Origin of the sequence: Rummeliibacillus suwonensis (genome assembly GCF_007896435.1) — a bacterium.
GTDB lineage: Bacteria > Bacillota > Bacilli > Bacillales_A > Planococcaceae > Rummeliibacillus > Rummeliibacillus suwonensis.
In genome coordinates this window covers 2,793,651-2,815,122 of sequence record NZ_VCBL01000001.1, presented here as the reverse complement: position 1 = coordinate 2,815,122, position 21,472 = coordinate 2,793,651, and the positions used below count along the sequence as shown (strand labels likewise).

At 36.4% G+C, this 21,472-nt stretch carries 14 protein-coding genes; 11 read left to right on the top strand and 3 right to left on the bottom strand.

The genetic code is table 11. The features are described 5' to 3' along the window. Positions 1 to 161 precede the first annotated feature (161 nt). The 8 genes from istA to FEU33_RS12670 all read left to right on the top strand — a co-directional run bounded on the left by istA (position 162) and on the right by FEU33_RS12670 (position 9,380). Positions 162 to 1,661 carry an IS21 family transposase gene (istA, locus tag FEU33_RS12700; RefSeq protein ID WP_146548774.1) on the top strand — a complete coding sequence of 500 codons (1,500 nt, stop codon included), beginning with the start codon at positions 162 to 164 and terminating at the stop codon, positions 1,659 to 1,661. Next, complete coding sequence (istB, locus tag FEU33_RS12695; protein WP_425328582.1) at positions 1,661 to 2,398, top strand: IS21-like element helper ATPase IstB; 738 nt, start codon at positions 1,661 to 1,663, stop codon at positions 2,396 to 2,398. The genes istA and istB overlap by 1 nt, the downstream gene beginning before the upstream one ends. Positions 2,399 to 2,502: 104 nt before the next feature. Further along, positions 2,503 to 2,661, top strand: a complete 159-nt coding sequence (locus FEU33_RS18850; RefSeq protein ID WP_186731401.1) for a hypothetical protein — start codon at positions 2,503 to 2,505, stop codon at positions 2,659 to 2,661. A 253-nt stretch (positions 2,662 to 2,914) separates the two neighbouring features. Further along, positions 2,915 to 4,042, top strand: a complete 1,128-nt coding sequence (locus FEU33_RS12690; protein WP_146549725.1) for a Fic family protein — start codon at positions 2,915 to 2,917, stop codon at positions 4,040 to 4,042. A 222-nt stretch (positions 4,043 to 4,264) separates the two neighbouring features. Next, positions 4,265 to 4,465, top strand: a complete 201-nt coding sequence (locus FEU33_RS12685; protein ID WP_186731400.1) for a hypothetical protein — start codon at positions 4,265 to 4,267, stop codon at positions 4,463 to 4,465. Between the two features lie 1,105 nt (positions 4,466 to 5,570). Next, positions 5,571 to 6,980, top strand: coding sequence for an APC family permease (locus FEU33_RS12680; protein ID WP_146549723.1), 1,410 nt, complete (start codon positions 5,571 to 5,573; stop codon positions 6,978 to 6,980). An 89-nt stretch (positions 6,981 to 7,069) separates the two neighbouring features. Next, positions 7,070 to 8,434, top strand: coding sequence for a putrescine aminotransferase (locus FEU33_RS12675; RefSeq protein WP_146549722.1), 1,365 nt, complete (start codon positions 7,070 to 7,072; stop codon positions 8,432 to 8,434). 370 nt (positions 8,435 to 8,804) lie between these two features. Next, the gene (locus tag FEU33_RS12670; protein WP_146549721.1) at positions 8,805 to 9,380 is read left to right on the top strand and encodes a TetR/AcrR family transcriptional regulator; all 576 of its coding nucleotides are present in this window, start codon (positions 8,805 to 8,807) and stop codon (positions 9,378 to 9,380) included. A gap of 348 nt (positions 9,381 to 9,728) precedes the next feature. Here the strand turns inward: FEU33_RS12670 and FEU33_RS12665 are convergent, their stop codons facing one another. Continuing rightward, positions 9,729 to 11,798, bottom strand: a complete 2,070-nt coding sequence (locus tag FEU33_RS12665; protein WP_186731399.1) for a DUF2339 domain-containing protein — start codon at positions 11,796 to 11,798, stop codon at positions 9,729 to 9,731. Between the two features lie 459 nt (positions 11,799 to 12,257). Here FEU33_RS12665 and FEU33_RS12660 point away from each other — a divergent pair, with 459 nt between their 5' ends. Continuing rightward, the gene (locus FEU33_RS12660; protein ID WP_146549719.1) at positions 12,258 to 12,449 is read left to right on the top strand and encodes a hypothetical protein; all 192 of its coding nucleotides are present in this window, start codon (positions 12,258 to 12,260) and stop codon (positions 12,447 to 12,449) included. Positions 12,450 to 13,516: 1,067 nt separating this feature from the next. Here the strand turns inward: FEU33_RS12660 and FEU33_RS12655 are convergent. Both FEU33_RS12655 and FEU33_RS12650 read right to left on the bottom strand, forming a co-directional pair. Beyond that, the gene (locus FEU33_RS12655) at positions 13,517 to 14,059 is read right to left on the bottom strand and encodes a hypothetical protein (RefSeq protein ID WP_146549718.1); all 543 of its coding nucleotides are present in this window, start codon (positions 14,057 to 14,059) and stop codon (positions 13,517 to 13,519) included. A gap of 614 nt (positions 14,060 to 14,673) precedes the next feature. Further along, positions 14,674 to 14,883: a hypothetical protein gene (locus FEU33_RS12650; protein ID WP_146549717.1), complete on the bottom strand. Its 210-nt coding sequence runs from the start codon at positions 14,881 to 14,883 to the stop codon at positions 14,674 to 14,676. A 351-nt stretch (positions 14,884 to 15,234) separates the two neighbouring features. Between FEU33_RS12650 and FEU33_RS12645 the strand changes: the two genes are divergently transcribed. Beyond that, on the top strand, positions 15,235 to 16,650 hold the full coding sequence (locus FEU33_RS12645) for a hypothetical protein (protein WP_146549716.1): 1,416 nt from the start codon (positions 15,235 to 15,237) through the stop codon (positions 16,648 to 16,650). 38 nt (positions 16,651 to 16,688) lie between these two features. Then, complete coding sequence (locus tag FEU33_RS12640; protein WP_146549715.1) at positions 16,689 to 21,203, top strand: endonuclease; 4,515 nt, start codon at positions 16,689 to 16,691, stop codon at positions 21,201 to 21,203. The last annotated feature ends 269 nt before the right edge of the window (positions 21,204 to 21,472 follow it).

The window sequence follows — 21,472 nt, the reverse complement described above, 5'->3', positions numbered from 1 at the left end:
TATCCGTAGTGGGCACCAAAGGTGTTTATTGCAAAATAAAAGTACAGAGGTTTGCGAGAAATTTGTGCAGAACTCAACTGCATAAAAAAAGGCTTGCCAGCCCCATAATAATTCCCTACTGTATTGATTGAGAGACCACAACAGTAGGAGGACATGAAAGGATGCTAGCGATGCCTGAAGTAAATTATATCAAACATTTAAGAGAAGAAGAAGATTTATCTATAAACGAGATTGCAAGAAAAACTGGTTGTAATTGGAGGACTGTTAAAAAATACGCAGATGGAGAAAGTTTTCAAGAAACACTCAAGTTCACTAAAAGAGGAATGATGTATGAGGAGGGGTTCGGAGAAATTGTTGACTGTTGGCTTGAGGAGGACATGAAACTCAAGAGAAAAGACCGAAGAACTAGCAAGAAGATCCATGAAGAACTTAGAAACAACCATGATTTTAAAGGTTCGTATCGGACCGTATGCGAATATATCCAACACCGAAAGCCCCAACTCAAAGCAGCCAAGGTTGAAAGACATGAGCGTTTAGAACACCCTCCGGGTGAAGCACAAGTGGACTTCGGAAACATGACTGTGGTAAAAGACGGAGCGTATAAAGATGTCAAAGCCCTAATCTTGAGTTTTCCACATAGTAATGCTGGATTTAGCTACCCTCTTCCAAGCGAAAATACGGAGTGTTTCCTTGAAGGGCTAAAGGAGTTGTTTCACCAGGCTGGAGGGGTCCCAACCTATCTACGTATTGATAACTTGTCTGCGGCAGTAATTTCAATTGGCAAAGGGGACAAACGGACCTACACTGACGCATTTTTGAGATTCAAGTGCCATTATGGTTTTGAAGTGCAGCCATGTAATCCGTCAAGCGGGCATGAGAAAGGAAATGTGGAAAAGAAGGTTGGTTATACAAGGAATAATCTATTTACAACAGCACCGATAATGAAGAGTTTTCCACAATTAGCGGACTGGTTGAAGGAGGGAATGGAAAAGGATCGGCAACGCCTCCACTATGAAAAAAATGTGTTGATTGATGAGTTGTGGAAAGAGGATAAAAAACATTTGAAAGCCTTGCCTTTAACGGATCTTCCGATTTATTCTGTAAAATCCACAAAGGTTAATAAATATGGGGAAATTGAAGTTGACGGTGAAAAAATTGTTATCCACAAAGCGAAAATGAAACAAGGATTGGTCCTCAAAATGGAATGGGATCGATTCACCTGTTTTACGAATGGCGGAGAAATTGTTTACCAGGAAGACCGCCCTTATATGAATACAACAAGAGCGATACCATGGAATGATATTTTAATAGATTGGGAGAAGAAGCCTCGGTCTGTCAAGTATTCACGATTCTTTAAATATTTGCCTGAGAGGGTTCAAGCGTATCTGACGATACACCCGGAAGAAACCCGAGCAAGGGTTAAAGGTATAAAGAAACTATTAGAGAAGCATACACTAGATGATATTCACTCCTCTCTGGAAACAGAAGAACGGCTTGAAAGAGCTCCACATGAACTGGGGTATATCCTAGAAGCTAAGGAGGCTGCTTATCCAGAAAAATTAACCGAAGTACACACACCTGAGATTTTGCTTAACTACGAAACAGATTTGCACACTTATGATAAAAAACTTTGTCCTTCCTTGGAAGGAGGTGTTTCCTGATGAACGATTTAAAGGCCATTTGTAAAACACTCCACCTTGCCCATATTATCGAGAAATTTGAGGAGATACCTTTTGAAAGCAAAGAACAGTTTTTACGTGATATTCTATCGATTGAAGTCAATTCCAGACAAACCACCAAAATCGCTAGACTGATAAAAAAGGCTAAATTTAGAGAGCTTAAATGGCTTAGGGATTATGAATGGTCCGACCAGCTGCACTTACCAGCAACAACCTCGAAAGAGGAAATCTGTGACCTCCGTTTTATAAAGAAAAAACAGAATCTTCTACTTTTAGGAACGCCAGGCACTGGGAAAACTCATCTAGGAACGGCTTTAGGTGTGAAGGCATGTGAACTGGGATTTGAGGTCCGTTTCTTTAGGGTGGCTGATTTGGTGGGACAATTAGAAGAAGCGATGAAAGAAGGCACCTTGCAGAGATTAAAACGACAGATTGAGAAGTGCGATTTGCTTATACTGGATGAATTGGGATACGTTCCTTTTCAAAAGCAAGGATCGGAATTATTGTTTCACATTATTGCAGACTGTTACGAGCATAAAAGTGTGATTGTAACCTCCAATTTGGAGTTTGGTCAGTGGAATCGGGTTTTTGGGGATAACCGTCTAACTTCCGCCCTTGTGGACAGACTAGTTCACCACGCGCATGTCATAGCGTTCACAGGGGAAAGTTACCGGTTGAAAAATGCCTTATCCTCCGTAAAAACGGATACTGGGATTTAATGTAAAAGAAAAGCTGCAAGCCTATGTAAATTTCTCTGCAATTTTCTGCACTTTTTGCTTGCAAAAAACACACCAAAGGATTAGGCGCTGTAACGAAGACAGGAATGACCACAGTCAAAGCCACTGCTAAAGTAGGAGTCAACAAGGTAAAAGCCACAGCCCAAAAAATCCCGACACTCGACCTGTATCCCTATGCACCCCAACATCAATTAGCGGGTGTGAACGCAGGGGTTGTGCCTTATAATATAGTGAATAGTGTTTAGGTACCCAAAAAGACCTTCTCCAAGTAGGAAAAGACTTCTTGACCCAGCCCGATGGAGATTTAATATACATGGGTAAGCAGGGAGATAAATATAATAAAATTTATATATGTTCGAAGTGTTGTTTCTTATTTTTATCAATGTTAATACATAAAAAGATAAATAAATTCTCTTAGTATAAAAAATATATGAGTTAACGAAAAAAATGTAAATAATTTAGTTAATATGGTTATAATAAAAAAAAGGGGTGACCATTATGGCAATTCAGGGCTTGCTGCCACTTCCAATAGGTTTAGAAGCAAAAGATGCTTTGAAAATATATAGAAAGCTATCTGAAGTAAGTAGCAAAATCGGACGTTTAGACGAAAAATTCAAGCATTCTATGGTTGGGGAGAGTTTAATTCGAATCCTTTCTTTAAGCGAATCCGTACAATCGACGAGAATCGAAGGTACACAAGTAACATTTTGGGATATGGTAGAAGAACAAGATGATCGAAATCCGAGATGGGAAATCATTGAGGTTATGAATTATCAAAAAGCATTACTAGAGGGTTTTGAATATATTCAAAACGGATATCCGATTTCTACAAGACTTATTAAAAATTTGCATAATACATTAATGGATGGTGGAAGAGGAACCAGTCAGGCAAGTGGTGAATTTCGTAAAATCCAAAATTTTATCGGACCCACTAAAAAAATTGAAGATGCATCCTATATACCTATTCCAGTACATGAAATATCAAGCTATATGGAAAATTGGGAGACCTTTATAAACGGTCACCCATATGGGAAAAAGTTACCTTTACGTCATTTAAATGCTGATCAAGAAATTATAGATGAAGAAAGTAACCCTTTACTGAAGGCAGCTATTATCCATGCTCAATTTGAATCCATTCATCCGTTTTTAGATGGGAATGGGAGATTAGGACGTATTATTATAGTGCTTTATCTAATTCAAGCTAAAGTGATTTCTAAACCGATTTTCTTTGTCAGTGAGGAATTAGAAAGAGAGCGTATGAGATATTATGATTTACTAAATGGTATACGTGGTAGTCAACCAAATTGGGGAAATTGGCTTCACTTTTTTTTAAATGCTTGCGAAAGAATGGCTGAAAAACTAAATCGAAAATTAGATTTAGCTGAAAATTTAGCAATAGTTGGAATGAATAAATGCGATAAAGATTCTGAAAAAAAAGTTTGGATGTACACATTTACAGATCCAAATACGACTGCAGCAAAGGTTTCAGATATACTTGGTATTTCTCAAAATACCGCTCGTACAGCATTAAAATCTCTCGTCGAAAAGGAGTTAATCTACACAGATCAGCAGTCAAAGCGAAACAAAAGATACAAAAATTACGATTTAATACGGATTTTAAATTAAATCTCAATAGGCTTTGCCAACTAGCAAGATCAAGTGCCGATTGCCAACCTAGATTTGGTGACTTCCTACAGTTGAAACTCTAACTAATTAAGCACATATGAAAAAAGGATGTCTCCATCGTGATGACATCCTTTTTTGCACGTTCCTTATGTTGGGGTGATCGATATCCTTTGTCAATCCATGAGAAAAACGGGTCTATCCACGGGGAATGCAGTTCAATCCATGAGAAAAAATGGTCTATCCACGGAAAATGCAGTTCAATCCATGAGAAAAAATGGTCTATCCACGGAAAATACAGTTCAATCCACGAGAAAAAATGGTCTATCCACGGGGAATACAGTTCAATCCACGGGAAATACTGCCCAATCCACGCGAAATTGGTTTCAATCCATGTTCAAGATCACTCAATCCACGATAATCTGAAGTTGATCCACGTTTGAGAAAATTTAAGTCCTAAAATTTAGCGTAGGATATAAAAAACTTAACTGTTTAGGTGACAGGTACTTAATCTTCATTCATAAGTCTTAACGTTCGGCAATCAGACAATTCTGAAAACAAGCTACAAATAAAGCCTCTGCCTAGGTTGAAAGCTTTTTCAATCCGTTTATATTAATTGGATTCGTTTCAGCGGAATGTTATTCAACGGAAGTCATGTGCAAAGTGGATAACCTCGCATTAGGAAACCTCGGATTATCCGTAGTGGAAACCAAAGAATTAGGCGCTTTATCGAAGACAGGAATAATCATAGCCAAAACACTGTCCAAGCAGAAGTTCACCATTCACCAAGTAAAAGGTGCAGCCGAAAAAATCCCAACGCTCAACTTGTATCCCTATGCCCCCTATCCATGGAAGAAAAAGTTCCATCCAATATATACTTCTTATTTCTACCTCATCAACACGCTTGATGTGTGCCAACACTGAATATGTAGTGAAATTCACAGGGGGAAATTTAAAATTTAATTCAGCAGAACTGTCGTAGAAAATAGACTATGCAAAAAAGTATGTCAGGAAATATAACATGTCATATTTACAAAATCTATTATAAGATCTATAATTCAATCATTCAGAATTTTCTATCAATAAAATGAATGACAGTCATTCATTTTATTGATAGGTGTTATGGTTCGTCACTTTGGTACGTTTTCTTAGATCTTATAAAATAGCGGATGCCTTTGTGGATGGAATTAGATCATCAACAATATGTTTGTAAGACAATACGACCATGGAATGAAGACCATGTCAGGAGGTGTAAAAACGTACTTATTATTTGAGAAAGGTTTCCGTCTATAAATTTGCGAGCATTTAGACAAGTAAAAAACATATTTAATCTTTGAAAAAGAGTAATAACTTTTGGTTTTGCAAGTTTTTTTGTATGACAAGCGTAGCAACAAGTACAGAAGATTGTTACCTATTAGATCATGAGAGGAATGTGATTTTATTTTTTTCAATTTAGTGAGGGATGAAGAAAACCCAAACTGATTAAAGTTTCACTTTATGTCCAAAATCATTTGAAAAGGAGACTTGATAGATGGAAAAAGCTGCTTTAAAACGATCATTAGGATTATGGGCCATTGTTGGGCTTGGATTAGGTTATATGACCCCTACGATTGTATTTGACACTTTCGGAATAGTGTCCGAAGAAACAAATGGACTTGTTCCATTAGCCTATTTACTGGCATTGGGCGTGATGTTTTTTACAGCTGTGAGTTATGGGAAAATGGTTCAAGTATTTCCAAGTGCGGGTTCGGCATATACATATGCAAAAGAAACGATTCACCCGTATTTAGGTTTTCTTGTTGGATGGGCAGCGCTATTAGATTATCTCTTATTACCATTAGTGAATGCTCTTATTATTCGGATTTATATGGAATCAGCTTTTCCAAATGTTTCATCTTGGATTTGGGTAGTCGGTTATGTTGCCATTGTTACCGCCATTAATGTGTGGAGCATGAATAAAACTTCTAACATTAATTCAATACTGGTAGTCTTTGAGTTTGTTTTAATCGTAGCATTTCTTGTGTTATCCTTTGTAAGACTATCACAAGGAATGGGGCAAGGGACTATATTGACATTTGAGCCACTTTTCCATACCAATATAGAAATCGGCAGTATTCTTGCTGGAGCCACAGTCGTATGTTTTTCATTCATAGGGTTTGATGCTATTACCATGTATACAGAAGAAGCTGTCGACCAAAAAATAATGCCTAAAGCCATTATGTATACTGTGATGATCGGCGGAGCGATATTTTTTATTGCAAGTTATTTTACTCAGGCATTATTCCCAAGCGTTTCAAACTTTAAAGTGATAGATGATACACTTCCAGAAATCGCATTTAAAGTTGGTGGACAGTTATTCCAAATCGTTTTTCTTTCGGGTGCTTTTGCTGCTACAGTAGCTTCAGGGCTTGCATCTCATTCGAGTGTTTCTCGTTTACTGTACGTAATGGGGAGGAACGGGATGCTTCCACGCAAAATATTTGGCTACGTGCATCCTAAGTTTAAGACACCTGCACGGAATGTCATTATTGTTGGGATCATCTCCCTACTTGCCATTGCCCCAACTCTTGAATTGATTTCTTCTCTCATTAATTTTGGGGCTCTTATTGCTTTTACTTTTGTCAATTTATCTGTCATCGCTCATTTTGTTTTTAAACATAAACGATATAAAACAAAGAAGGATATTTTGGATTATATTATAATGCCTATGTTGGGTGCCGGGTTGACAGGGCTTCTTTGGATCAATTTATCGACTGAATCTTTTCTTGTGGGCATTGCCTGGACAGGCATTGGTTTCGTCTATCTGTTATTTTTAACTAAATTTTTTACGAAAGATATTTCTTCTTATGACTTCGGAAAAATGGAAGATCCCCAAATTATCGGAAATGTTGCAGAACAAACAAAAGGGGAGCTTGCAGAACAGTATAGGGGAGTACATTGAGAAATAAATTAAATATAGGGTTCAATTATTTTTTTAAAATATAAATGACTGACATTCAGTCACTATCAAAAACAAAAGGAGGAATTATAATGAGTATAGAAGTTCAACAAGAAACATTAAAAAGTACAAATGTGACAGAATATATTGGAAAAGTTTTAGGGTTAATTGAAAAAGAGAATTTGACAGTTGAAGAGGCAAAATGGATCACTGAGGAAACTGTTGAAGGATTTCGTGAAAATATCAATCCAGGTTTTTTAGAATATCGCAAAACCGTCACATTAGATAATCAGTTTGCCGCTGTAGAATGGTCTGATGAAGGCTCTTGTTTCAAAGATGTGAATGGAAAAGAATATATTGACTGTCTAGGTGGTTTCGGCATTTACAATGTTGGACATCGCAATCCCAAAGTTTTAAAAGCTGTTCAAGATCAATTGCAACATCAGGCTCTTCATAGTCAGGACTTATTAGATCCACTTCGAGCTATGCTAGGAAAAGTGCTAGCTGAAATCACACCGGGAGATTTAAAATATTCGTTCTTTACGAATAGTGGGACCGAGAGTGTGGAAGCTGCACTGAAAATTGCCAAAATGTACAGTGATCGCACCACTTTTATTTCCACAACGCGTGCTTTTCATGGTAAAAGTTTAGGGTCGTTATCTGGAACGGCCAAAGGAGTTTTTAGAAAACCATTTTTGCCACTGATTCCGGGATTTCGTCATGTACCATTTGGTGATATTGAAATAATGCGTAAAACATTTGAGGTTTGTCAATTTGTCGGTGAGGATGTAGCGGCTGTTATTTTAGAACCCATCCAAGGTGAGGGAGGTATTATTTTACCACCACAAAATTATTTAAAAGAAGTAAGGGCACTTTGCGATGAATATGGTGCATTGCTGATCCTTGATGAAGTACAAACAGGAATGGGACGTACGGGTAAAATGTTTGCGGCTGAACTATACAATGTAGAGCCTGATATTTTATGTTTGGCCAAGGCTTTTGGTGGTGGAATTGTCCCAGCAGGTGCCATCATTGCGAATGAAAAAACATTCAAAAGTCTATTTGATAATCCTTTTATGCATACAACCACATTCGGAGGAAATCCACTTGCATGTGCAGCCGCATTAGCAACGATTAAAGTTTTAATCGAAGAAGATTTGCCTACACGTGCGGCAGAAGTAGGAAAATATCTATTGAGTGGGTTAAGAGAATCAACTGTAGGGTATGAAGATAAAGTTATGGAAATTCGTGGACAAGGCCTAATGATTGGAATCGAGTTCCATTCAGATGAAGTAGGGTATGAATTTTCCAAAGGAATGTTTGATGAAGGAGTTTTAGTCGCGGGTACACTTGTCAATTCCAAAACGATCCGCATCGAACCACCTTTAACCATTTCTTATAGTGAAGTAGACCAGGTAATCGCCACCTTTAAAAAAGTTTTAAGTCAACTACGCTAGCTGATTGCAAGCGATAATCTAGGAAACAATGATACGAGGAACAATCGTTGTAAGATCACTATGAACGATTTTCTACATGAAATCATCATATAAGCCTTTGAAAGATACTGAAAAGTAGTTTCCTTCAAAGGCTTTTTTTCTATGGAGCGGGAGAAGGTGACTGACTCGATTATACTTGTATATTTCCTTCATGTGATGTCGTCCGTTCAGAGAATTTGTTCAAAACTTGTTACGTCAACATGCCTGATATTTTTATCCGAATTTTGTAGGATAAAATTGTTCGTTTTTTCATTAGATCCTGCATGATGAAATTGATTCTTTCATGTCGATTTAGTACGATAAGTTAAGATAACTTGATGGAGGATATGAAATGAATAATGAAGATAAGTATGAAAGAATAATAGAATCAGCAATTGAAATCATTTCAGAAAAAGGTTTTCAAAAAACGGTTGTTTCGGATATTGTCAGAAAAGCTCAGGTTGCTCAAGGGACATTTTATCTATATTTTTCTTCTAAAAACGCATTGATACCTGCTATTGCTGAGCGGCTATTAAAAATGACATTATATAAAATAAAAGAGTCTATGTCAGAAAGTAAGGATTTTTGGCACGCACTTAAAATTTACATTGACGAAACTTATAAAATTACTGATGAATATAAGGATGTACTGATTCTTTGCTACTCAGGATTGGCCTTTGAATATTCGATGGAAACATGGGAAAAAATATATCAACCTTATTATGAATGGTTCGAGCAAATTATTCATAAGGCGATCAGTCATAAAGAAATAATCGCTAACATAAATGTCGTGTCGTATGCCAAGTTACTAATCAATTTAGTAGAAAACTCCGCAGAGCGTTTTTATATTGCAAATGACCAAAATCTTACTGATGAAGAATCTAAAAAGGAATTGTTTTTATTTATCCAACGTTCCTTAAAGTGCTAGGCATCGAAACAATTCAGAAAATAGAATACAAACAAAGAGGCTGGGACAAAAATATTTTGGCTAATGAAAAATCCGAACAATGAATAGAAATTCTAATAAGAATTCTCTACTTGTTCGGATTATCTTTTTATTACCATGCTATAGAATTTAATGATTCGGCTTTGGGAGACTCTAATTCAGTTCTGTCCCAGCGTCTTTTCTTTCATTAATAATTTGCAGCCGAAAGATCCTCCAATTATCCGCGGCAGGTATTACTACATTTAACAAGTAACCTTGCCATACACAATGATTTTGAGCAATCGGGAACGGGGTCGATCGAGTGACAAGCACCGAAACAATTGAATTTATTTACAACTTTTTCAGTAATCTGTTCGACAATACAAGTCCAAGAGCCCCAATCGTAATAAAGACAATCGCACGAATGGACAAGTCGAGATTTGACAAGTCGGCCAAAATCAATTTACCAATGGCTAACATGAGAAGTGTAAAACCAGACTTTAGCATTAACTGCCAGCCATTCTTTCTTCCTTGAAAAATAAAGATTACAGATAATGCAAACAATAGTCCAGTCGTGATAATAATAAGCATGTAGCGTTCAATTTCTGATGTAGAGTATAAAAAGTGAGCAAAGCTCCATAAATTTAAAAGTATGATAAGCCAACCACCGATTAATAACTTTTCATAATATAACGCTAACCATTTTTTATATCGCTGATAAATAGCCCCTTTGTAATACACATCAAGTAACAATGCCATCCATATAGCTAAATAAATGAAGCGTGTTGCCATCTGAACAAGTAATGGTTGAGAGATATTAGTCGATAACCAAACAAGTAATGTACAAATGATGAGCAAGCCAAAAAGTACCATTGGTAAGGTTGAACGAACGATTTTCAGTGGTGCAACCAGCGCAACTATACTACTTAGTGCAATAAACGTATAGGTCAAATAATATTCTCCCAATGTTTCTAACGTATACTCGTTTTCTAGCTTAATAACAAAAATAAGTATAAATACATAGGTTACAATACGCACAATATCTGGCCAAATTATTTTTTGTAAGGAAATTTTAACTTGTTTTGTTGTTCTTTCATTATAAAAAATACAAATGACCATCGAAAGAATTGCTATAATATGAGTTAAAATCTTCATCGGTTGGTATACATTTTGTAGTAAAAAAACAAAGAGCGCTGTTAAAAAAAGTAAAGCAATATTTGTTATTTTCATCGTTTTTGCTTCTAAACGAATTGCTAAAATAAAGCCGATTGTACCTGATATAAATAGAAGTATTAGTCTCCAATCATCATCCATTTTCGAAGCAAGAATCATATTTATAACACTAATGATGACAAGTGCTGCAAAAATATCGACTGCATAATGAATACCGCGTTTTTTCTCCCATAACACAGTACCCACCAAAAATACGGTCATAAAGAAAAAGAGAATCATCTTATCTACAGTCAACTGCTCAAATACCTGCAAAGCTGTTATACCAGCAATGCCGTAACTATACAGTAAATTACAGTGTAAAGTAAGTCTTTTTTCTTCCTTCTTCATGAAAATCCAACTAACAAAGAACGTTATAATTGCTACAAATGCCCCATAAGCATATGTTTCAGAAGTTACCTCGCTCATTTCATACAAGATGAATATGGATAAGCCTACAAAAAGAGTAGTTACATACAATGCGATATACTGACGATGTTTAATAATCGCATATTGAATCGCTACATAAAGTAACACGATAAAGCCAACAATAACTAACGCATTAAATGACATATATTCTAGTAAATAAGGTAATAGTAACGACGTAAACATAACAAAAATGGTGAGTCCTTCATTCCCTTTTCTTATACATAGTGCAATCCCATAACCTATATATACTAAGGCAATCCAAAGAGCAACAGTAGTTGTCATGACATCATATATAAGTACTGCAGCAGCTGTTGCTAATATCCCTATCGTAAAAGAGCCACTATATAAAGCTAAGTGAATAGTCCTTGAACTCTTCCCTTTTTTCTCAAGAAATAATGCTAAAGCGCCGATCGCAATAGAGGTACAGTATGCTAGTAAAACTTTCATCTGATTCCCCAACATCCCATAATCGCTCATAAGTTTCAATCCCCATAATACGCCCAGCACGAGTATTAGCATAAACACTTTCGGTAATATTCCTATCAGTTGTTCCTCAAATGTTTTTTTCGGAGCCTTTTGATATTCTGACTCCTTTACTTGAGGCTTTACGACCGGTTTTTTTCTAGTATCCAATATACTTTTACTAGTTTTTTGTGATTGTTCTTCAATCACTTTTTCCATTTGTTTATTACTCTGAACCTGCTTCATTTTTGAAATCTCTGCTTTTAACGATTTTACTTCTTCTTCTAATTTCTCAATCCTATGTTGCCAGTGTTCATCCATCATTTCAATCCTTTCTTTATGAACTTAATCTCTTATAGAAAAATTATAACATTTAGCTAATATTCAGTAAGAATGTATTTTATCGGATGAATTCCTTTATCATATTAAGTACCAGGCACCGAAACAATTCAGAAAATAGAGTACAATTCAAGTCCTTAATCTCTTCGCAGGTTAAAGACTTTTCTCATTTAAAGTTTGCATTAATAATACGCCTAAGAAACATAAGAAAGAGCATTTTTATTCGCTAATTTCGATGATTTATTTGCTCTCTGAGCACATTTATTCGCTCCATTTCAAATTGTATTCGCCCTCTCAGCAATTTAAGTCTTCCAAGTTCTCTAGATTGGGTGCCATGCGTATCGTGGTTATTAAAAAAACAAAAATTGTGTTGTAATCGAAATGCCAGGATTAGTGCTATACTTGTGGGAGGATTACCTGAAAGGAGTTTGAACATATCTTATGAAATACGTGAAATCTCAAATGAACCGGTTGGTTAAAGAAAATAAAGAATTGCAAAAGCACTTAAAAGAGTTGATGGTAAACCTTGATCTTGAGAAAAACTATGCGCTTAAGGCTTTGTATCATTCAGAAGTTGCCGATGGGGGAAAGTATCAGTTAGCATATCAAGAACTTGACTTACCCAAAGAATAAGTCAGGATCCAGATGCCGAATCAATTCAAATAATAGCCTTCAGAGTCCTTAGCTACTTCAGAGATTAAGGGCTTTTTAGATAGAATAGAATTCTCACTCAAGAAATATTGTATTCATGAAAGTTCTAATGTAGGGATACATTAGGACTTATTTTGTTTTAGGAGATAAGTTCAGATGCTAGGCGTTATTACATTTAACGTCGCTGCACAATCTGCTCCTGCCATATGAAGTTCGCTAACACCTGAAAGGGAAACTGGCGACTTTTTGTAGTAAAATCATCGATCGAGCGATAACAAAAAAAGCTCATAAAGTGGGGAGTAAAGACATTTCTTCACTTTATGCGGTATATAGGATCGTATACGTCTGGTGATGTGAGAGGTTGGCTGGTCAAGTAATGATTGGTCTCCTGCTCGATTTGGAGGAAGACGCCAATTGGCGATCCACGATAATCTGAAATACATCCAATAATTCTGTGAATGTAATCACTACTATAACCTAAAACGAAAAGAGGCTACGAAATGATTCGCAGCCTCTATTTACTTGAAAATTTTGGTGCCAGGCACTCAAATAATTAGAAAAACGGGTCTATCCACGGGAAATACAGTTCAATCCACGGGAAATACTGCCCAATCCACGAGAAATTGGTTTCAATCCATGTTCAAAGCCATTCAATCCACGATAATCCGAAGTTGATCCACGTTTGAGAAAATTTAAGTCCTAAAATGGGGCATCAGATATTAAAAAGACTTAATTGTTTTGGTGACAGGCACTTAATCCTTAAAACAGACAGGTGCTTAGTATTAAACAATCCAAATAATTTACATGTAACTCACTGGTTCTAAAGTGGAATCATAAGCGTATTTTTTGTATTTATCATTCAATCTGATACGCTCTTGTACCCTGTAAAAATCAATGGGTAGCATAAAATGCACATCAACTATTTCTTCTCTTTGTATTCTAACAATATAGATACTCATGTCCACAATAAAAATTGTATTATTTCTGTTTTCAAACATAAAAAAGTAGTTAACTCATAATGGATTAATTATTTCAATCAAATATATGTACTAGAATAATTGTTGTGGATTCCCTTTTTTTTCTACTACCCTTCTAACATATCCTTCCCATTTTCCAATTAAGTGTAAAAATTCATTGGATTGAAAATACTCATCAAAAGATTTTTCTAAACTAAATTCTGGCATATAAGTTCCTAATACTCCTTTTTCCAGTATACCATCTGATAATACCCCATTTTCTCTTAGTATTAATACAGGTAGGCCTAGTTGAAATGCCATTGCTGGTTCAATATGGCAATATGGGCTTGTCAACCAGGTGTTAGATAGATCTATTTCTTTTTCATTAATATCACTTTTAGGTTTACTAGTTCCTGTTTTAACGTAACTTCTTCTGAAAGCAATTGCTAGCAATCCATTTGATTCGAGCATAAGTCGACGAATTGCCTTTAATGGAGCGTCCATATCATAGTCCGTAACGCCTAATGTTCTAGGTTCAAAACCGTGCTCATTCAAATACTTAGACAACAAATTTACAAATTGTTCTTGTCGTTTTGTAAATGGCTTTGGATAACTTAAAAAAATTGAAGTTTTCATTTGTAAGTCTCCTTGTTAATATCTATATTTTATTATAGCAAGCCATTTTTAAAATACAATTTATACTCTAATAATCCTATTAAACAACTCTAGCAGATGTTTTTTAAGCCAGTAATATAAGACCGACCTTTATGGTAATTAAAACGAGGATCAAAAAGCTAATTAGTTTGGAAAATTCATATGCTTTGAATTCTAGACATAGCTTTAATGCGCACATTACTAGCAATACTAAATGTATGTTGTTTAAGAAGTCAGCATTTTTATACAAATGTTCCGTGATTAAAATCATAATGTTATTCAAGAATGGATATTTTTTGAAAGCGAGTATACTCGAATAGAAATCTAACTCATTTTTCCCACACTGAAAATATCAATTTGATCCTAATAATAGATTGGTTAATGATTTATTTGGAATTTATAGAAATATTCAGATAAAATATACTCTTGATTATAGAAACTGCACAATTCTAAAAGGTTGGTTTACAATAATATAGGGGACTTTCTTATATTTATTGTAATTATTACAAATAGAATTACGTTTATGAAAGATTTGATCAATTGATTAAATCACAATCTCGTATTCCTTAACCCTCAGCCGAATCAGCGAATTAGTTTCAATAGAGAGCGAATAAATCATCCACATCAGCGAATAAAACTCGGCAAAGAGCGAGTAAATCTTCTAAACTAGCAAATAACCCCAGCTGAATCAGTGAATGACTCCCAATAGAGAGCAAATAACTTAACCAAGCTGTCCCCAACAACGCGAGAATAGCCACCTCGACCGCTATCGCAAATAATTTATAAAAGCTTCTATAGACAAACATATCAGTAATCTCCAGAAATTATATCTCCACCAAAATACTAGCAGCCATCACCATTAATCGTATTGTTCCACCAATACATCATATCTATTTGCTTACCTCTTACCATGGATTACTTTCAAGCAGGCCTACATAAAAAAGATGCTAATAATCGGTTTTATTATTATTGTCGGTGAATATATATAAAATAGAGTTTTTTTGAAAAATATTACATTTGTAAATATTACGTTTTATGTAGGTAATAGAATGGAAATATTATTTTTAATAGTGAATAATTAGGATGTGCATGATTGGCTGATTTTAATTTCAATCAGTTAAACATCCATAAAAAATGATTAAGGAGGGTTTTTATTTGTGACAAATTTCAAATTTGTTAAATCTGCAACAGTACATGTTCTTGGTGCTTCAGTATTAACGATTGCAGTAGTTGTTTCGGGTGTAGATACTTTGGCGAAAACTACTTACAAAGTGACTAGCAAAGGTATGCTTGTAAACGCAAAAACTAACAAAGAAGTGGAAGGTTACAAATTTTACGAAGGAAAGCTTTATAAAGGCGGTAAAAAATTCACCGGCCTTTACAACAAAAAGTACTACAGATACGGCGTAAAAGCCACAGGTACTTATAAAGATGCTTACTACTATAAAGGTATTCAAAAAGTAACAACAGGTACTTACAAAGGTGCCTACTACGTAAAAGGCGTTAAAAAAGTAACAACCGGTCTTTATGAAGGAAAATATTATAAAAATGGTGTTCTTAACGTAGGACTTGCATTATTCAAAGGAAAATATTACTTGAATGCTACTTTAGCAAACGGCCCCATAAAAGATAGAAACGGTGTTATAAAATCATACAGAGATGGCTTCCTAGTTACCTACACTGTACACGCGGTTCCGCCGGTTTATGTTTTAGGTGATTATACACTTGCTTCAGCAGCAAAAGATTCTAAATATACTTCAGACGAACCTGTAGTTACAGCTTCAACAAAAATCAGAAAAGCGACTTTAGACAAAGCAACAGGCGAATATACTGTAACAGCTCCGCCTACTTTAAATGCTACTTTCTTTAAAGATAAGAACGGAAAAGATCTAACGAAAAAGACAGTGAGCCGTATTGTTACGATTACTGAAACAGGTGAACAAATTTCTGTTCCTATCACTTACTCGATGGCTCCTGCCAAAACTGTGAAAATAAAAGTATTTAAAAGCGGAACCAAAGAACGCACTTCTAAAGTGAAGATCGCCGATAAAGTCACAAAAGCATATGGTTTAGCTGATTTATTAAAAGCAGCAGATTTCAAAACAACTGATCAATATGGTGTGCAATCAGTGCCATTAATAGATGCCAATAAAGTTACATTCACAACGGTATCTGGTCATGCACAATTCACTAACAACCGTTCTAAATTGGCAACCATAAATTCTGCAACGGCCGGTTCAATAATAAATGCAACTGTAATGAAAGATGGAAAATCTGTAACAGTGAAAATTATATTTGCAAATGGCATAAAAGAAAACATAAAATCGGTTTCTCCTGAAGAGTTTGACGGTACTTCTGAAAAGCCAAAGATTTTTAAAGGGAATATCAAAGTCGACATCACTGGAATGACGGAACTGGAAAACGCTGTTATTAATGGAGACTTAGTATTAACTGGCATAGCTGATCGTATTACTTTTTCCAACATTAAGGTGAAAGGCCATTTAGACATTTCTGGTGTTAAAGGCAGTGAAATTTCTTTTGATGGTATGGAAGTAGAAGAAGCGACACTTTAATTTTTTGACAAATTCTGATAAAGAAAGGAACTGGTTCAATGAAGAAAAGAAACTGGAAAAAGCCTTTAAACGCGTTTTTGTCAACACTCTTAATAGCAAGTATTGTAACGCCGACCCTTCCAACATCTGCTGCAGCAGGACATGCTTCAGATTTGATCATTTCTGAGTATATTGAGGGGAGCAGTTACAATAAAGCAGTCGAACTATATAATGGGACTGGATCTGCCATTGATTTAAGTCAATATACTTTAGAGCTCTATTCAAATGGTGCTACTTCAGCAACTGCAGCATTAAACCTTACTGGAAATTTAAATGCTGGAGAAACCTTTGTCATTTATCATAATAATGCGGATGAATCGATAAAGAGTAAGGGAGACCTCGCTAATTCTGCCGTCATTAACTTTAACGGGGATGATCCCATCGTTTTGAAAAAGGGGAATAATGTTATTGATTCTATTGGACAAGTTGGTAAGAGAGTCAATAATACGGCGGATTTAACATTAGTCCGAAAACCCAATATTATATCGGGTGATTCCATTATTGATGATTCGTTTGATCCAACTATAGAGTGGAATACATTGCCGAAAGATGATTCGTCTAACCTCGGTGAACATACAATGGATGATTCTCCTGTAGAGCCAGGGAATCCAGATGACATCAAATCGATTGAACAAGCAAGAGCTCTGCCAATAGGTGAAACTGTTACGATCAAGGCAATAGTAGCAGCAAAATTAAAAAATACAATTTCCGTTCAGGATGATACGGGTGGAATAGCTGTACGCCCAGCTACTTTAGATGCAGCGATTGGAGATGAAGTCACATTAACAGGTAAATTAGCTGATTACAGAGGACTCATGCAATTAGACGGGGCAACCGTTGTTGAAAAGAAACCAAATGTAGCTACACCAACACCTAAAGTCGTTTCAGGTGCAGAAGTGTCCGAAGAAAATGAATCTCGCCTAGTAACAGCGAAAAATATAGAGATCCTATCTGTGGAAGATGGCGGTACTTGGGCTAACTATACGGTGACAGATGGTACCACGCAATTTGTGGTACGTGATGAAACAAAGACACTAAACTTATCCGTTGGAAAAACCTATGAATCGCTGACAGGAATTGTGCAGCAATTCGATGATGTCTATCAAATCATCCCACGTTCCCCAGCCGATATCATAGAAGATGCGACTGTAGTTCAGTCTGTAGTGCCATCCATTCAAGCGGGAGCTGTCGCAAAAGGCACTGAAGTAGCTCTAACGACTACGACTGAAGGCTCGACCATTTACTATACAACAGATGGAACTGAACCAACCAAATCTAGCAATGTATACAGTAAACCTATTGCCATCCAAGAGAATTTGACATTAAAGGCGTTTGCCGTAAAAGATGGTTTAAAGGATAGTCCGGTTACTTCGTATGAATATACTGTTTTTGATCCCGAACAGGGAATCCAAATCCACGATATTCAAGGAGTGTCACATCAATCGCCAAAACGAGGCGAGATTGTTTCGGAGATTGAAGGGATTGTCACATATGTCTATAAAATCGGAAACAGTAACTATTTCCATATGCAAACACCTGATGATCAAAAGGACAACAATCCAAATACGTCAGAAGGAATTGTTGTATATACGGGTAATACTGCAGTGAACGTTAAAATCGGAGATCTTGTAAGTGTCGATGGAAAAGTAGATGAATATCAAATTGATGGTTATACGGATACAAAAAAGGATACAGATTTATCCGTCACAGAATTGAATGCTCGTAATGACCAAGGTGGCAAAGTGAGCGTTGTGAAGAACAATGTAACACTTCCAGCACCGATAGTCATCGATCGCAATAATCTACCATCTGAAGTAATTGATAACGATGGATTCACTAAATTCGATCCACAGGAAGATGCTATTGATTTCTGGGAATCTCTTGAAGGGATGAGAGTCCAAGTAGGAAATGTAAAAGCTGTGGCACCTCAAGAACATGGGGATCTGATGACAGTTCTAGAAGACAGACAAACGGATACCATTCATGGTGGAGTTTTACTTACAGCAGATCATGCAAATGCTGATAGAATTCAGTTTAAGCTCTATGATAATACGCAAGCGAGAGATTTTAAGGTTGCAACTGGGGATAAATTTACGGGTCCCATTACTGGGGTCGTCAATTATGGCTTCCAAAATTATAAGATCTATGCTGATTATGATGAGATGAAGTCAAAGCATGTTGCAGGTGATTCAGTACCAGAAACGACGACCATTGTAAAACAAGATGACAAACTAACCGTTGCCTCTTATAATCTAGAAAACTTCTCCAATAATAAGGAAGAAACCTCTGATGATAAAGCACGAAAACTGGCTCGTGCATTTGCTTCAGATATGAAAAATCCCGACATTATTGGTGTTACAGAGGTTCAAGATAATAATGGCTCTACTGCAGGCGGCACTGCGGCAGATCAAAGTTATCAACGCTTAATAGATGAAATTAAAAAAGCTGGTGGCGTAAATTATAACTACGTTAATATTGACCCCGTCAATAATGCAGATGGTGGTGCACCAAATGCCAATATCCGAGTAGGATTCTTATATAACCCAGACCGTGTACAATTAACAAAAGACATTCCAAGTGGTGATGCTACAACAGCTGTAGCTTATGACAATGGAAAGCTGACACTTAATCCAGGTCGTATCGATCCAATCAATACTGCATTCGCTAATAGTCGAAAACCACTGGCTGCACAATTTGATTTTCATGGTGAAAGTGTTGTTGTCATTGCAAATCACTGGAACTCTAAATCAGGTGATACACCATTATTCGGCTCAACACAGCCCCCTAAATTGGAAAGCGAAGAACAACGTCACAAGATCGCAAATGTCGTGAAAGACTTTGTAGAAGAGATTAAGGCTGACAATCCAGATGCCAATATTGTCTCAGTGGGTGATTATAACGATTTCCAATTCACAGATTCATTAAAAATCCTCGAAGGCAAACATATGACAAATATGATCCATAAAGTAGAGGAAGCGGATCGCTATACGTATCTTTTCCAAGGAAATTCGCAGGTGTTGGATCATATTTTAGTATCTAATGATTTAGCTAATTTAGCAAAAATCGATATTCTTCATATCAATTCGGATTTCACGGATATGGCTGGTCGTGCGAGTGACCATGATCCAGTAATGGTACAACTCGATTTATCAGGTAAATCTGATGGAAGTGATGCTGAACCGATCGTTGCTGAAAAAACGTATAACTTCACAAACATAAATACGAAAAGGCTGACACTTTCTTCGCCAAGTATTTCTGTGAATTTTGAAAGTGGCAAGATTACAAAGGGGATCACGATTACAAGTTCTAAATATGCTGAGCTTAAAGGAGCAGGATTCTCAGGCAAGGGATTTAAAGGTGCAGCAATTACGATCAAACCTAAAGAAGCTGGTTCGATCATCAACTTCACAGGGCTTGCACTGAAAAAAATCATCATTGATGGACCAAATGTCAAGGAGATCAGGGGCGCTGAAAACCTTAAAAATATCAAGTATCGAAACGGCGCAACCCCTGAAACCATTCAATTTAGAGATTCGAAGGGTAAGAAAATCGAGTCACCTTCAAAGCCTTCGGAAAACAGTGTACCGGTAGCAATAAAAGAGTTTAAGGACCAAAATGTGACAATAGGTGAAAATTTAAAAATTCTTTTGACGGACTATTTCCATGATCCTGATGGAGATAAACTAACATTTAGTTCCACATTAGGAACCATTAAAGGTTCAAAACTAACTTTGGATTTACCTGTAGGTATTCATAATGTGAAAGTCACAGCTACAGATGGAAAGAAAAAATCTATCATCTCTAGTTTGAACGTAACCGTTATTTCTGAAAATGCAACAGACGAATACTATAGCGATGCTCTGGGGAAAGAAGGGCAAGCGTTAAAAGCTGCATTACACGATATCATAGATAATAGCCGTATGCTTTCGTATAGTGAAGTATGGGATGCCTTAAAAATAACAGATGAAGATCCCAATAATCCGAATAATGTCATCCTACTTTATACGGGAGAATCTCGTCCAAAGAATAAAGCTGGTGGCGATGTTGGGGATTGGAATCGAGAGCATACTTGGGCAAAATCACATGGCGACTTTGGAACAAGCAATGGTCCTGGTACAGATATTCATCACTTGCGACCAAGTGACGTACAGGTAAATGGTGCAAGAGGTAACTTAGATTTTGATAATGGCGGAGGTTCAGTAAAAAACTGTTCCGAGTGTAAACGAGATTCCGATTCTTTTGAGCCGCCAGATGAAGTAAAAGGCGATATAGCTAGAATGCTATTTTACATGGCAACACGCTATGAAAATGGTGACAAAGTTGACTTAGAGCTGAATGATAAAGTTAACAATGGATCAAACCCCTACCACGGAAAAATTTCTATCTTATTACAGTGGAGCGAACAAGATCCCGTAAGCGAATGGGAAAGACAACGAAACGAAAAAATATATCAAATTCAAGGAAACCGCAACCCATTCATTGACCACCCCGAATGGGTAGAAGCAATTTGGTAAGTCACAGGTAAGGATAGGTGCCATTGAGTGCCTGGCAACGAAATCATTCCGAGAGAGATGATAAGCCTGGATGCCAGTCAATTCGAAAAGTGTTAGCTTAGATGCTAGCCATTGAAACAAATAGAAGAGGGAGTAGCTTAGGCGCTAGCCACTGAAATAATTCCACCATTAGTATACTATTCAAGTCCTTAACCGTATCAGAAGGTTGAGGGCTTTTTGTATGCGTTCTATATTTTTTTGAGAAGATGTTTTCTCAAATAAGTTACAAA